Genomic DNA, 13,871 nt, shown 5'->3' on the forward strand with positions numbered 1-13,871 from the left:
TCACACGACCATGAACAGCACAGCAACGAAGATGCTGGCAGCCGAGAAGGTCATGGTCCGCGAGGACCAGGTGTTGAACCATTGTTGAAAGCTGGCGAGGTCACGCTTGAGGGCAGTGGGCTGACGCGTCCACGACTGCTTGTCGAGGCGGAAGAACACGTAGATCTTCATCAGCGCGCCGATGATCTGGTTGTAATAGAGAATCAGCGGGTAGGCCGGGCCTACGTTGTGGCCGGAGCACAGCAGCATGATGGTGAGGATCAGGCGGGTGATGCCGATCCACAGCAGGTACACCAGCAAGAAGGCCATGCCGAACTTGAGGCTGGCGATCACCGCCACGGTCAGGCCCAGCAGGCTGGTCCACATCGACACGCGCTGGTCGAACAACACGATGCTGGTGAACAGCCCCAGGCGACGCAGGCCAAGGCCCAGTGCCCGTGAGTTCTGCCGCAGGTTGTTGCCGTACCAGCGGTACATCAGCTTGCGGCTGGCCTTGAGGAAGCTTTTTTCCGGCGGATGCTCGACCGTGTTGATGGCGGCGTCCGGCACGTAAAAGGTGTCGTAGCCCAGGCGCATCAGGCTGAACCAGCTGGACTTGTCGTCCCCGGTAAGGAACTTGAAGCGGCCCAGGCGCCAGTGCATCAGCGAGTCGCTTTCGACGTCGGCGATGAACTCGGGGTTGGTCACCACGCTGGCGCGGAACATCGACATGCGCCCGGTCATGGTCAGTACGCGCTTGGACAGGGCCATCGAGCACATGTTGATGTGGCGCTGGGCGAAGCGCAGCTTGTGCCACTCGCTCATGATGTAGCCGCCACGCACTTCGCAGAATTCATTGGTGGTCAGGCCGCCCACATTGGGGAACAGCTTGAACCACGGTACGGTCTTGCGCACCACGCCGTCGGCCAGCACGGTGTCACCGTCGATCACCGCCACCACGGCGTTCTCGTCCGGCAGCATGCGCGAGATGGCGCGGAAGCCGTAGGCCAGGCCATCGCGCTTGCCGGTACCGGCGATACGCACGATGTCCAGCTTCACGTGGGCCGGCGGGTTGTACTTGGCCCACAGGCTCTTCACCAGCAGTTCATCGGACATTTCCACCAGCGAGCAGACCACGGTGGTGGGGAAGCCGCAGTTGATCGCCTCGCGGATCACCGAGCTGTACACCTGGGCGGTGGTCAGTGCTTCGATACGGAAGCTGGTGACCATCAGGTAGACATGCGACGGGTCGGTGGCATTACCCATTTTCTGCACCTTGCGGCGCAGGTACGGGTACACGCCGTAGAGGAAGATCATGCCGCGGATGAAATGGGTGGCGCCCATGGAGTAGCGCCAGATGCCGACTGCGCCGACCAGGAAGATGAAGTGCTTCGACTGCGAGTCGAAGATATCAGCTGGCAGGGCCAGGGCGATCAGCATGAGCAGGCTCATGTAGAGCAGCCACCCGGCGCACTGCAACAGCACTGTCTGGAGCCTTTGCATGTTCAGCATCCGTCGAGAATTCGGGAAAGGGTGGGCAGCGAGGAGGCGGCTCTTGTCGAGTGCCTCATCGCTGCCCGGCCGGGCACTTACCAGCAGATGCCTTCGGTACGGGCGGTGGTGCTGGTCGGTTTGTTCATGAAGCCGACCAGGTCGATCACCTGCTTGCCGGCTGGCGCTTGCAGGGCCAGCGCACGGAACTGCTCGTCACGGTTGCCGAGGACGATGATGTCGGCGTTGTCGATCACCTGCTGCAGGTTGGCGTTGAGCAGCGACGACACGTGCGGGATCTTCGACTCGATGTAGTCCTTGTTGGCGCCGTGAACACGGGCGTACTGGACGTTCTCGTCGTAGATGTCCAGCTGGTAGCCCTTGCCGATCAGGCGCTCGGCCAGTTCCACCAGCGGGCTTTCGCGCAGGTCGTCGGTGCCGGCCTTGAAACTCAGGCCCAGCAGGGCGACCTTGCGTTTGTCGTGGGCTTCGATCAGCTCGAAGGCGTTCTGCACCTGCGATTCGTTGCTGCGCATCAGCGAGTCGAGCAGCGGTGCACGGACATCGAGGCTGGCGGCGCGGTAGGTGAGGGCGCGTACGTCCTTGGGCAGGCAAGAGCCGCCGAAGGCGAAGCCAGGGCGCATGTAGTACTGGGACAGGTTGAGGACCTTGTCCTGGCAGACCACGTCCATCACTTCGCGGCCATCGACGCCCACGGCCTTGGCGATGTTGCCGATTTCGTTGGCGAAGGTGACCTTGGTGGCGTGCCATACGTTGCAGGTGTACTTGATCATCTCAGCCACTTCGATCGGCTTGCGGATGACCGGGGCGTCGAGTTCTTCGTACAGGGCCTGGAGGATGTCACCGCTGGCGCTGTCCAGTTCGCCGATGACCGTCATCGGTGGCTGGTCGTAGTCCTTGATGGCGGTGCTTTCACGCAGGAATTCCGGGTTGACCGCCACACCGAAGTCGACGCCGGCCTTCTTGCCCGAGCAGTCTTCGAGGATCGGGATGACCACGTTCTTGACCGTGCCAGGCAGTACGGTGCTGCGCACCACGATGGTGTGACGGCGGGTGGTGTCACGCAGCACGTAGCCGATTTCGCGGCACACGGATTCGATGTACTCCAGGCCCAGGTCGCCGTTTTTCTTGCTGGGGGTGCCCACGCAGATCATCGATACATCGCTGGCACGGATGGCTTCGGCGAAGTCGGTAGTACCGCGCAGGCGGCCATTGGCGATGCCCTGTTGCAGCAGTGCTTCCAGGCCAGGTTCGACGATGGGCGACTTGCCCTGGTTGATCAGGTCGATCTTGGTGCTGGACACGTCCACACCGATCACTTCATGGCCACGCGCCGTCAGGCAGCCTGCACAGACTGCACCCACATAACCCAAACCAAAGATGCTGATACGCATCGCTATCACCTCATGTGTTTATCACGCCGACGCCTCCGCAGAGAGCCGGGCTGGGTTGATTAACAACAGTTTTCGGGCGCACGGATCCATGGCGAATGCACACTTCGCCGAGCGCAGGCAAAATAAATCCGGAACGCAAAAAGTTATGCGCTCAAAGTTGGCATTCAATAGCCATTCATTAAAAAACGTGCCCTGAAATGCAGCCGTCTTTATTGCAATGCGCTACTTGGCGCGTTGCTGTGCTTGTTTTTTCAAGTGAATAAATCCTTTGAAATCAACCACTAGGACGATTTGTAAGGGACGCGTCTCTCCTGCATGGACAAGGTCTTCGGAGGGTTCCGTGATACCTGTCGAATTTCTTATGGCGGGCAGTGGATGCCCACCGTTGTCATCTGTAAGTCATCTCTCACAGCCCGTAGGCAGGAAAATCGTTACGGCACTATGAGCGATTGGCTTTGGGAGAAGTTCCTGAGCCGGTTTCGCTCGAATGAAAGATTTCTAAATATTTATTCAGTTGCGGACAGTTTCAATTTGATAGCACGCGGGTGTTTCGCCCCGGTGTATCAAGGGCGTAACTGTTGCGAGATATTTTTATGCCAGCATCTGAAATTTTTTTTCAGAATTCGTCAAAAAAGGTATGAACGGTCTTATGGCGTTTGGCGATAAAGGTGGGTGTGCTGGATTTCTGGCGTCGGATTAATGGCGTTATGGCGGTTTGCAGCGTGCCCTGTTGCAGGGCAGAGAGGGGGTATGGGCTGCTGGCCTCTTCGCGGGTGAACCCGCTCTTACAGGTAGCGCATTACCTGTAAGAGCGGGTTTGGCTGTGAAGGGGGCGTTCCAGGTTCACTCCGAGGGGTGATCGCGCAGGAACACCAAATGGTCCGGCCTGGACTGCTCGGCACTGTAGTAGTACCCCTGAGCATCGAACTGCTTGAGCTGTTCCGGGTTGCTGATGCGCTGCTGGATGACGAAGCGGCTCATCATGCCGCGGGCTTTCTTGGCGTAGAAGCTGATGATCTTGTACTGGCCGTTTTTCTGGTCCTTGAAGTCGACGTTGATCACCTGGGCTTTCAGTGCACTGCGTTTCACTGCACTGAAATACTCGTTACTGGCCAGGTTCAACAGCACGTCATCGCCTTGGTCGGCCAGGGCCTGGTTCAGCCATTCGCTGATGCGCGTGCCCCAGAAGGCGTACAGGTCCTTGCCGCGGGCGTTGGCCAGCTTGGTGCCCATCTCCAGGCGGTAGGGCTGCATCAGGTCGAGCGGGCGCAGCAGGCCATACAGGCCCGAGAGCATACGCAGGTGGTCCTGAGCGTAGCTGAAGTCGTCTTCACTCAGGCTCTCGGCATCGAGGCCGGTGTATACATCACCCTTGAACGCCAGCAGCGCTTGCTTGGCATTGGCCGGGGTGAAGTCTGGGGTCCAGCTGCCAAAGCGCGCAGCATTCAGGCCGGCGAGTTTGTCGGACAGGTGCATCAGCTCGCTGATGTGCGCCGGCGACAGTTCGCGCAGCTGCTGGATCAGGGCCTGGGATTCATCCAGGTACTGGGGCAGGGTGAAACGCTCGGTCACTGGCGGGGTGTCGTAGTCGAGGGTCTTGGCGGGGGAAATCACCGTCAGCATCGGGTCGGCTCCTGGCATCGTTGGCCGAGGATTCTACGGGGTGGGCGGTACAAGTCCAAACTATGGCGACGATAGTCACAACCCATGGTCGGTGCAGGCGCTATAGTTCGCGTTTTGCCGTTGCGGAGCCTTCCACTGTGCGCATTGCTTCTGCCTTGCTGGCCGGCCTGCTGAGCCTGGCCGTGCAAGCCGCCCCTTCACCTCAGGTCAGCCTGGACCGCAGCCTGTGGCCGGAACAGCTGGACAGCCCGGCGCTGTTCGATGTTGCCTCTCGGGCAGAAATCCTGTCGTTCGCCCAAGTGCTGCACGAAAGCGAGTTGCTGGATGACGCAAGCCTGGCGGCCCGGCTGGGGCTGCGGCAGATCAACCTGCAGAAGGTGCGCCAGGTTCGGGCGCGCATGTGGCAGCGGTTGTGGGAGGGGTATCAACAGGCGCAGCGCAGTTGTGAGCAGGATGCATCATTCTGTTACCCGGTTACGTCCATGGCGGAGTTGCGTACACAAGCGGCGACGTTCGCTGCTGATGTCGGTGCGTTCTATACCGGCTGGATCGAGCCGAGCCATCAGTTCCATGTCCGCTACTTGGACGAGCAACTGCGCAAGGCGGCGTTGCTGCCGCAGACCAGCAGCGAAATTGAGCGGTTGTCTTCGCGTGAGCGCAAGGGTGACGAACTGAACGACCGCATGTTCCTGCTGACCTTTGTCGGCGGGCCCGGGCCCGAGGGGGGCAGTACGGATCTACTCACCGATTACCTGCGCCGGCAAAAGCTCGAAGGCACGTTCTTCACGCTCGGTAACCGCTTGCAGCAACGCCGTGATGGCGCGGCGGCAAACGCCTTGCGCCAGCTCTATGACGGGCAGTGCGTGGGTATCCAGGGGTGGGAGTACCGCTCCCATGCGCAGTGGACCGACTGGCAGGATTCGCTGCGGCGCAGCCAGGCGCGGGTGCAGGCTGATCTGCCCGATCAGTATGTGCCGCTGTTCCGCCCACCTTATGGCCAGCGCCGGGCTGACGGCGAGGCGTTCATGGCCCGCCAGCAGTTGCGGGTATCGTTGTGGGACATTGATGTCCAGGATGACGGTGCATTGAGCGCAGAGGCATCCGCACAGCGCGTATTGACCCTGATGTTGTTGTGGCGCAAGGGCGTGATCCAGTTTCATGACAGCCTTCCCAAGGCGCAGCCGGCGGTGGATTGGCTGCTGCGCAATACCGCGCAAAGCGGCATCGGCTGGGAGGATTGCCGGGAATATGGATACCGCGAATAGAGGGTATGACTTTTGAGCGTAGTCCCCTCTGACGCTGGCGCCAAGGCCTCTTCGTCAATCGGAAAAATAAACTTCAAAAATACGTAAAAGTGCTTTTTTCGGTCATGGTTTTTGCGGTATGAAGAAACCAGACAGCCGATTCCTGCAGCACAGGTGGCGTCATCCAGGCCCACCTAGCCAGGTTCGCTTCCCGCCCGTAACAACGCGGATACGGGGACAGCGGCAGTCACTCTGCGGCGTAACAGACCACGCCGTGTGGCTTCGACATAAGGTGACCGAGTATGGATGACCAAGGACGCAACCCTTCCTCCAGCAAGCCAATCCTGTATGTGCTCGATACCAACGTCCTGATTCACGACCCTAACGCGTTACTGAACTTCGAGGAGCACCATGTCGCCATCCCGATGACGGTGCTGGAGGAACTCGACAAGCTCAAGACCGGCAAACAGAGTATCGCCGCCGAATGCCGCCAGGCCATCCGCCTGATAGACCAGACCCTCGGTGACGCTTCGCCCAGCGATGTCGAGCAGGGCGTACCGATCCAGCGCAACAAGAGCGGCCCCAAGGGGTTCCTGTCCATCCTGATGACCCCGCGCAACGAGCCGAACAAGCTGCTGCCGGAAAACCTCAACGACAACATCATCATCAACCAGTTGCTCGAAGTCCGGGCCCGGCGCACCGACCTGGACGTCGTGCTGGTCACCAAAGACATCAACATGCGCCTGAAGGCGCGCGCTTGCGGTATAGCGGCTGAGGACTACAGCACCGACCAACTGGTCGATGACGTGTCCTTGCTGTCCAAGGGCTACCATTCGGTCACCGGCTCGTTCTGGGACCGCGTGAGCAAGGTCGATACCCGCCAGGAGCGCGGCCGCACCTGGCATCGGGTGCAGATGATCGACAACCTGCCAGCCGTGCACGTCAACGAGTTCATCATCGATGAGCAGGGCTTCGTCGGGTGGATCAAGGGCATTCGTGACGACGAACTGTTGCTGCTCGACCTGCACCAGGAACCGTTGCTGCACCAGGAAGCCTGGGGCCTGAAACCACGCGACATTCACCAGAGCCTGGCGCTGTTCGCCCTGCTGGACCCGGATATCCACCTGGTGAACCTGACCGGCGCCGCCGGCTCCGGTAAAACCATCCTGGCGCTGGCTGCGGCCATCGAGCAAACCATGGTCAGCAAGCGCTACCGGCGCATCATCGCCACCCGCAGCGTGCAGGGGCTGGACCAGGAGATTGGCTTCCTGCCGGGTACCGAAGCAGAGAAGATGGAGCCGTGGCTGGGCGCCATCACCGACAACCTCGAAGCCTTGCACATGGATGACGAAAGCACCCATGGCAGCGTCGAATACATCCTTGAGCGCGTGCCGCTGCAGTTCAAGTCGCTGAACTACATCCGTGGCCGTAGCTTCCAGCAGAGCCTGATCCTGATTGACGAGTGCCAGAACCTGACGCCGCACCAGATGAAAACCATCATCACCCGTGCCGGCTCCGGCTCCAAGGTGGTCTGCCTGGGTAACCTGGCGCAGATCGACACCCCCTACCTGTCCGCGACCAGCTCGGGCCTGACCTACCTGACCGAGCGCTTCAAGGACTTCCCCCATGGCGTGCACATCACCCTGCAGGGCGTGCCTCGCTCGGTGCTGGCCGAGTACGCCGAGTCGCATTTGTAAACCCTGCAGCCGGGCAGATTACTGCCCGGCCTCTTCGCGGGCACGCCCGCGAAGAGGCCAAACCTGGCGACACATACCTCTGCTCAAACCTGACCCACAGGTTTACACTGCGAACTCCCTTCACAGGAGCAGAGCAGTGCTGACACATCTTGATTCCCAGGGGCGGGCCAACATGGTCGACGTCACTGAAAAGGCCGTGACCGAGCGCGAGGCTACCGCCGAGGCGCGGGTGCGCATGCTGCCGCAGACCTTGCAGATGATCGTCGACGGTGAACACCCCAAGGGTGACGTGTTCGCCGTGGCGCGCATTGCCGGGATACAGGCGGCGAAAAAAACCAGCGACCTGATCCCGCTGTGCCACCCGCTGATGCTCACCAGCGTCAAGGTCGAGCTCAGCGCCGAGGGGCAGGATGCCGTGCGCATCGTCGCCCGCTGCAAGCTGGCCGGGCAGACCGGTGTGGAGATGGAGGCGCTGACCGCCGCCAGCGTGGCCGCGCTGACGATCTATGACATGTGCAAGGCTGTGGATAAAGGTATGGTCATCGAGCAGGTGCGCCTGCTGGAAAAACTCGGTGGCAAGAGTGGCCACTACAAGGTGGAGGCGTGATGAAGGTCAAAGTGATGTATTTCGCCCGTTACCGCGAACTGTTGGGCGTGGATGCCGAGCGGGTGGAGGGTGCGTTCAAGGTGCTCGATGATGTGCGCCAGGCCTTGGTTGCCAAGGGCGGGCAGTATGAAGTGCTGGCCGAGCAGAACCTGATGTGCGCGCGCAACGAAGAGCTGTGCAAGCTCGATGAACCGCTGGAAGAGGGCGATGAAGTGGCGTTCTTCCCGCCGGTGACCGGAGGCTGAACATGGCTGTGCGAGTGCAGGAAGGCGCGTTCGACCCGGGGGCTGAGACCAATGCCATGCATGCAGCCAATGTGGGCGTGGGCGCGGTGGTCGGTTTTGTCGGCTATGTGCGGGATTTCAACGATGGCCGCGAAGTGGCGGGGATGTTCCTCGAACACTATTCGGGCATGACCGAAAAGGCCCTGGCCAAGATCGTGGTCGAGGCCGAGCAGCGTTGGCCGCTATTGAAGGTGGAGGTGCTGCACCGCATCGGTGCGCTGGAGCCGGGCGAACCGATTGTGTTCGTGGGGGTGGCCAGTGCCCATCGGCAGGCGGCGTTCGATGCCTGCAACTTCATCATGGACTACCTGAAGACCCGGGCGCCGTTCTGGAAAAAGGAGAATACCCAGGAAGGGCCAAGGTGGGTGGAGGGGAAGCAGAGTGACCAGGATGCGGCGGGGCGCTGGTAATCAAGGCGCCAGCGGTCGCCTGTAGGAGCGGGTTTACCCGCGAAAGGGCCGGCCCTGCTGGCCAATCTCCACCCGCCGTTCACCGTTGCCGCCACTACCGTATTCGCGGGTAAACCCGCTCCTACAGGGGGACCTTGTGTCGCGAAAGGGCCGCGTAGCGGCCCCCGACAACTCCGCATCAAAGCCGAAATCCCGGGGCCGCTGCGCGGCCCAATCGCGACACAAGGCCGCTCCCACAGGGTGGACCGCGCCAGCTTTTAGAAATTGAGCAAGACAGTTGCTCCCAGCGCGCAGGGAGCCCGCTGAAGGTCAGTGGTGCTTGCGCGGCACCGGCTTGAGCAGTTCATCCGGCGGCATCTCGCACTTGATCTTGCGCCCCAGCAGCGCTTCGATCGCCGGCAACTGATACGAGTCATCTTCACCGGCAAAGCTGATCGACACACCACTGGTGCCGGCACGGCCGGTACGGCCAATGCGGTGCACGTAGTCGTCAGGGTCTTCCGGCAGGGTGAAGTTGATCACGTGGCTGATGCCATCGATATGGATCCCGCGCCCGGCCACGTCGGTGGCCACCAGCACGGTGATGCGCCCTTCGCGGAAGCTCTCCAGGGTTCGGATGCGCTTGTGCTGCGGCACGTCGCCCGACAGCTGGGCCGCATTGATACCGTCGCGCACCAGCTTTTCCTCGATGCGCCGCACTTCGTCCTTGCGGTTGGCGAACACCATCACCCGTTCCCACTTGTTTTGGGTCACCAGGTTATACAGCAGTTTGTACTTGTCGCTGCCGGCCACCGCATACACATGCTGCTCCACCGTTTCGCTGGCCACGTTCTCCGGCTCGATCTCGACGATGGCCGGGTTGGTGGTCCACTGCTTGGCCAGGTTCATCACATCGTCGGTGAAGGTGGCGGAGAACAGCAGGGTCTGGCGCTCGCTTTTCGGCGGTGTCTGACGAATGATTTGGCGGACCTGGGGGATGAAGCCCATGTCGAGCATGCGGTCGGCTTCGTCAAGCACCATCACCTCGACCATGTCCAGGTGCACTTCGCCACGCTGGTTGAAGTCCAGCAGGCGGCCCGGGGTGGCCACCAGAATATCGCAGTGGCGCGCTTCCAGGGCTTTGAGCTGCTTGTCGAAGTCCATGCCACCGACGAAGCTCATCACGTTCAGGCCGGTGTACTTGGTCAGGGCAGCGGCGTCCTTGGCGATCTGCACCACCAGCTCGCGGGTGGGGGCGATGATCAGCGCGCGCGGCTCGCCCATGTAGCGCTCTTTAGGCGGTGGCGTCTGCTGTAACTGGGAAATGATCGAGATCAGGAAGGCGGCCGTCTTGCCGGTGCCCGTCTGGGCCCGGCCGATGGCGTCCTGGCCACGCAGGGTGTAACCCAGGACCTGCGCCTGGATCGGCGTGCAGTACGGGAAGCCCAGGTCGTGGATGGCGTGCATCAGCTCGTTGGACAGCTTGAAGTCGTGGAAGCGGGTTTTGCCTTCCTGTGGCTCGACCACGAAGTCTTCGGGCTTCCACAGGCTGGCCTGCGGCTTGGGCTTGCGTTCGCGGCGCGGTTTGTCCTTGGCCGGTTGTTCGGCAGGTGGCGTAGCGGCGGCAGGTTGCTCAGCCTTGGGGGCGGGGTTGGCCTGTGGTGCAGCCGGTTTGGTCGCGGGCTGGGCTTCCGGCGTCACGCTGGCAGCAGGAGCGGCGGCTTGTGGTGTGGCCTCTCCCTTGCCGAATATTTTTCTGAGTGCTTTGAGCACGGTCGTCTCATCAACTGATTAAGGAATGTACGCCGGGCAGTGTAATGCAAGATCCGGGCGCGGCGTAGCGGAATACGCCCACAACTACAAGCGAGGCTGCCTATTGCAGCTGCTTGCTCAGCCAGTCGTGGATATCGTTCAGTTCTTCGACCACCACTTCGTGTTCCATCGGGTATTCGTACCAGCGGGCAGCGACGCCCCAGGTGTTCAGGTACTCGAAGGCGGTACGGCCCATGGACGGTATTACCACCGGGTCATGCACACCATGCAGGCACAGGGCCGGTGTGCGCTGCTGGCAGGCACTCAACTGGTGCTGGTCATTGAAGGTGGGGGCATAGGTGGACAGCGCGATCACCCCTCCCAGCGCTTCCTGCCACTTTATATAGGCAGTGTGCAGCACCACCGCGCCGCCCTGGGAGAAGCCGGCCAGGAAGATCCGCGACAGATTGATGCCTTTAGCCTGCTCGGTCTTGATCAGGGCAACCACTTGCTCGGCAGACGCTTCCAGCTGCGCTTCGTCGATGGCACGGGCCGGGGTCATGGCCTTGATGTCATACCAGCTGGGCATGGCATAGCCGCCGTTGATGGTCACGGGGCGAGTCGGTGCCTGGGGCATGATGAAGCGAGTGCTGAGCAAGCGCTCCTGCATGAATTCGGCCACAGGTAGGAAGTCGTAACGGTCGGCCCCCAGACCGTGCAACCAGATCACACAGGCGTCAGCGGTTTTCTGTGGTTCGAGAATCAGCGGGTTGGTCATGACTGCTCCGAAAGTGTGCGGGTCTTGTTATGGCGTGCGTGAAAAGAAAGCACCGGAAATGATTGTCGGAAAAAGAATGTCGCAACGATACAACTTTTCCTACTTGACGAGCGCTTAAACGCTACAGCCAGAAAATTTGGTACGCGGTTTGCAAATCAATCTGTGATGCAAAGGGCAGGCCGTGACGGTAACACCCTCTGCACGCGAAGGCTGTCACAGAACAGTCCATTGCGCCAATTGACCCAATAACAAGCCAATACGGGTCGGATACGCCTCAAAAGGGTGCGGTGCAATTCCGGCTCGATACAACAAGAGCGATTTGGAGGTTGTGAATGAAGATGTTGAAAACCACCCTGGCAGTCCTGACCGCTGCCGCCGCGCTGGGCGCCGTGAGCACTGCCCAGGCCGGCGCCACCTATGATGCGGTCAAGAAGAAGGGCTTCGTCCAGTGTGGCGTGAGCGACGGTCTTCCAGGCTTCTCGGTACCTGATGCGCAGGGCAAGATCGTCGGCATCGATGCCGATGTCTGCCGCGCCGTGGCCGCCGCCGTGTTCGGTGATGCCACCAAGGTCAAGTTCAGCCAGCTCAACGCCAAGGAACGCTTCACTGCCCTGCAGTCGGGCGAGGTCGACGTGCTGTCGCGTAACACCACCTGGACCAGCTCGCGCGATGCCGGCATGGGCCTGGTGTTCGCGGGTGTCACCTACTATGACGGCGTTGGCTTCCTGGTCAACAAGAAGCTTGGCGTTTCCAGCGCCAAAGAGCTCGATGGCGCGACCATCTGCATCCAGGCCGGTACCACCACCGAGCTGAACGTGTCGGACTTCTTCCGTGCCAATGGCCTGAAGTACACCCCGATCACCTTCGACACCTCTGACGAGAGCGCCAAATCGCTGGAGTCGGGCCGTTGCGACGTGCTGACTTCGGACAAATCGCAGCTGTTCGCCCAGCGCTCCAAACTGGCCGCGCCGACCGACTACGTGGTGTTGCCGGAAACCATCTCCAAGGAGCCGCTGGGCCCGGTAGTGCGTAAAGGCGACGAGGAGTGGTTCAGCATCGTCAAGTGGACCCTGTTCGCCATGCTCAATGCCGAAGAAGCGGGCATCACTTCCAAGAACGTCGAGGCCGAGGCCAAGGCCACCAAGAACCCGGATGTCGCCCGACTGCTGGGCGCGGATGGCGAGTATGGCAAGGACCTCAAACTGCCCAAAGACTGGGTAGTGCAGATCGTCAAGCAAGTGGGTAACTATGGCGAAGTGTTCGAGAAGAACCTGGGCCAGAGCACTGACTTGAAGATCGACCGTGGCATGAACGCCCTGTGGAACAACGGCGGCATCCAGTACGCGCCTCCAGTGCGCTGATGGCTGCACCCTGCGGCGGCATTCCGCCGCCGCAGGCTGTTCGAATCCCTACTGTCCGGGGCACTTCATGCAAAATCAAATCGGCGCACCCAAGGGCTTGTCCCTTAACGATCCGCGTGTGCGCGCGTGGTTGTTCCAGATCCTCACGATCGTCTTCGTGATCGGCCTGGGCTGGTACCTGTTCCACAACACGCAAACCAACCTGCAACACCGGGGCATCACCTCGGGCTTCGACTTCCTCGATCGCAGTGCCGGCTTCGGCATCGCCCAGCATCTGATCCCCTATGTGGAGTCCGACAGTTATGCGCGGGTGTTCGTCATCGGCCTGCTCAATACCCTGCTGGTCACGTTCATCGGCGTCATCCTGGCGACGATTCTGGGCTTCATCATTGGTATAGCGCGCCTGTCACCGAACTGGATGATCAGCAAACTGGCAACCGTGTATGTGGAAACCTTCCGTAACATTCCGCCGTTGTTGCAGATCCTGTTCTGGTACTTCGCCGTGTTCCTGACCCTGCCGGGACCGCGGGGCAGCATCAATATCGATGACATGTTCTTCATCAGCAACCGTGGCTTGAACATGCCTGGCGCGTCCATGGCCGATGGCTTCTGGCCATTTGTGGTGGCATTGGCGCTGGCCATTGCCGCTATTGCCCTGATGGTGCGCTACGCCAACAAGCGTTTCAACGAGACGGGCGAGCCGTTCCACAAGTTCTGGGCGGGGCTGTTGCTGTTCATCGCCATTCCGAGCCTGAGCGTGCTGTTGTTCGGCAGCCCGGTAACTTGGGACATGCCGCAGCTCAAGGGCTTCAACTTCGTCGGGGGCTGGGTGCTGATCCCCGAGCTGCTGGCGCTGACCCTGGCGCTGACTATCTATACGGCAGCCTTCATCGCCGAAATCGTGCGCTCCGGCATCCGTTCGGTCAGTCATGGCCAGACCGAAGCGGCTCGCTCGTTGGGCCTGCGCGAGGGCCCGACCCTGCGCAAGGTGATCATCCCCCAGGCACTGCGGGTGATCATTCCGCCGCTGACCAGCCAGTACCTGAACCTGGCGAAGAACTCTTCGCTGGCGGCCGGTATCGGCTACCCGGAGATGGTCTCGCTGTTCGCCGGTACCGTGCTCAACCAGACCGGCCAGGCCATCGAGGTGATCGCCATCACCATGAGTGTCTATCTCGCCATCAGCATCAGCATTTCGCTGCTGATGAACTGGTACAACAAGCGCATTGCGCTGATCGAGCGGTGAGGATA

At 60.9% G+C, this 13,871-nt stretch carries 12 protein-coding genes; 7 read left to right on the forward strand and 5 right to left on the reverse strand.

The features are described 5' to 3' along the window. The 3 genes from FQ668_RS05860 to yaaA form a co-directional block, all read right to left on the reverse strand. Entirely contained in the window at positions 1-1,482 is a 1,482-nt protein-coding gene (locus FQ668_RS05860) for a glycosyltransferase family 2 protein (RefSeq protein WP_003251762.1), read from the reverse strand. 86 nt (positions 1,483-1,568) lie between these two features. Then, the gene (locus FQ668_RS05865; RefSeq protein WP_004577139.1) at positions 1,569-2,885 is read right to left on the reverse strand and encodes a nucleotide sugar dehydrogenase; all 1,317 of its coding nucleotides are present in this window, start codon (positions 2,883-2,885) and stop codon (positions 1,569-1,571) included. 843 nt (positions 2,886-3,728) lie between these two features. Further along, positions 3,729-4,508 (reverse strand): peroxide stress protein YaaA, encoded by a 780-nt coding sequence (yaaA, locus tag FQ668_RS05870; protein WP_019439211.1) that lies wholly within the window; start codon positions 4,506-4,508, stop codon positions 3,729-3,731. Positions 4,509-4,645: 137 nt separating this feature from the next. Here yaaA and FQ668_RS05875 point away from each other — a divergent pair, with 137 nt between their 5' ends. From FQ668_RS05875 to moaE, 5 genes are all read left to right on the forward strand, one after another. Next, positions 4,646-5,773: a polysaccharide deacetylase family protein gene (locus tag FQ668_RS05875; RefSeq protein ID WP_144179933.1), complete on the forward strand. Its 1,128-nt coding sequence runs from the start codon at positions 4,646-4,648 to the stop codon at positions 5,771-5,773. A gap of 281 nt (positions 5,774-6,054) precedes the next feature. Continuing rightward, positions 6,055-7,449 carry a PhoH family protein gene (locus tag FQ668_RS05880; protein WP_003251772.1) on the forward strand — a complete coding sequence of 465 codons (1,395 nt, stop codon included), beginning with the start codon at positions 6,055-6,057 and terminating at the stop codon, positions 7,447-7,449. A gap of 136 nt (positions 7,450-7,585) precedes the next feature. Next, positions 7,586-8,056 carry a cyclic pyranopterin monophosphate synthase MoaC gene (gene moaC / locus FQ668_RS05885; RefSeq protein WP_003251775.1) on the forward strand — a complete coding sequence of 157 codons (471 nt, stop codon included), beginning with the start codon at positions 7,586-7,588 and terminating at the stop codon, positions 8,054-8,056. Then, positions 8,056-8,301: a molybdopterin converting factor subunit 1 gene (gene moaD / locus FQ668_RS05890; protein ID WP_003251777.1), complete on the forward strand. Its 246-nt coding sequence runs from the start codon at positions 8,056-8,058 to the stop codon at positions 8,299-8,301. The genes moaC and moaD overlap by 1 nt, the downstream gene beginning before the upstream one ends. 2 nt (positions 8,302-8,303) lie before the next feature. Beyond that, a complete protein-coding gene (moaE, locus tag FQ668_RS05895) occupies positions 8,304-8,750 on the forward strand; it encodes a molybdopterin synthase catalytic subunit MoaE (RefSeq protein ID WP_019439213.1) in 447 nt (148 codons plus the stop codon). A 309-nt stretch (positions 8,751-9,059) separates the two neighbouring features. Here the strand turns inward: moaE and rhlB are convergent, their stop codons facing one another. Continuing rightward, complete coding sequence (gene rhlB, locus FQ668_RS05905; protein WP_019439214.1) at positions 9,060-10,502, reverse strand: ATP-dependent RNA helicase RhlB; 1,443 nt, start codon at positions 10,500-10,502, stop codon at positions 9,060-9,062. Positions 10,503-10,602: 100 nt separating this feature from the next. After that, on the reverse strand, positions 10,603-11,259 hold the full coding sequence (locus FQ668_RS05910; protein ID WP_019439215.1) for an alpha/beta hydrolase: 657 nt from the start codon (positions 11,257-11,259) through the stop codon (positions 10,603-10,605). Between the two features lie 332 nt (positions 11,260-11,591). On the opposite strand from FQ668_RS05910, the gene FQ668_RS05915 reads away from it, so the two are divergent. Beyond that, positions 11,592-12,620 (forward strand): amino acid ABC transporter substrate-binding protein, encoded by a 1,029-nt coding sequence (locus FQ668_RS05915; RefSeq protein ID WP_014859324.1) that lies wholly within the window; start codon positions 11,592-11,594, stop codon positions 12,618-12,620. Between the two features lie 67 nt (positions 12,621-12,687). Further along, complete coding sequence (locus FQ668_RS05920; protein WP_019439216.1) at positions 12,688-13,866, forward strand: amino acid ABC transporter permease; 1,179 nt, start codon at positions 12,688-12,690, stop codon at positions 13,864-13,866. The last annotated feature ends 5 nt before the right edge of the window (positions 13,867-13,871 follow it).

Source organism: Pseudomonas sp. Kh14 (genome assembly GCF_900291005.1).
Lineage (GTDB): Bacteria > Pseudomonadota > Gammaproteobacteria > Pseudomonadales > Pseudomonadaceae > Aquipseudomonas > Aquipseudomonas alloputida.

Excerpts from the sequence above, each read along its gene's own strand:
- FQ668_RS05860 (WP_003251762.1), bottom strand. The coding sequence starts at position 1,482 with ATGCAAAGGCTCCAGACAGTGCTGTTGCAGTGCGCCGGGTGGCTGCTC.
- FQ668_RS05865 (WP_004577139.1), bottom strand. The coding sequence starts at position 2,885 with ATGCGTATCAGCATCTTTGGTTTGGGTTATGTGGGTGCAGTCTGTGCA.
- yaaA (WP_019439211.1), bottom strand. The coding sequence starts at position 4,508 with ATGCTGACGGTGATTTCCCCCGCCAAGACCCTCGACTACGACACCCCG.
- FQ668_RS05880 (WP_003251772.1), top strand. The coding sequence starts at position 6,055 with ATGGATGACCAAGGACGCAACCCTTCCTCCAGCAAGCCAATCCTGTAT.
- moaD (WP_003251777.1), top strand. The coding sequence starts at position 8,056 with ATGAAGGTCAAAGTGATGTATTTCGCCCGTTACCGCGAACTGTTGGGC.
- moaE (WP_019439213.1), top strand. The coding sequence starts at position 8,304 with ATGGCTGTGCGAGTGCAGGAAGGCGCGTTCGACCCGGGGGCTGAGACC.
- FQ668_RS05910 (WP_019439215.1), bottom strand. The coding sequence starts at position 11,259 with ATGACCAACCCGCTGATTCTCGAACCACAGAAAACCGCTGACGCCTGT.
- FQ668_RS05915 (WP_014859324.1), top strand. The coding sequence starts at position 11,592 with ATGAAGATGTTGAAAACCACCCTGGCAGTCCTGACCGCTGCCGCCGCG.
- FQ668_RS05920 (WP_019439216.1), top strand. The coding sequence starts at position 12,688 with ATGCAAAATCAAATCGGCGCACCCAAGGGCTTGTCCCTTAACGATCCG.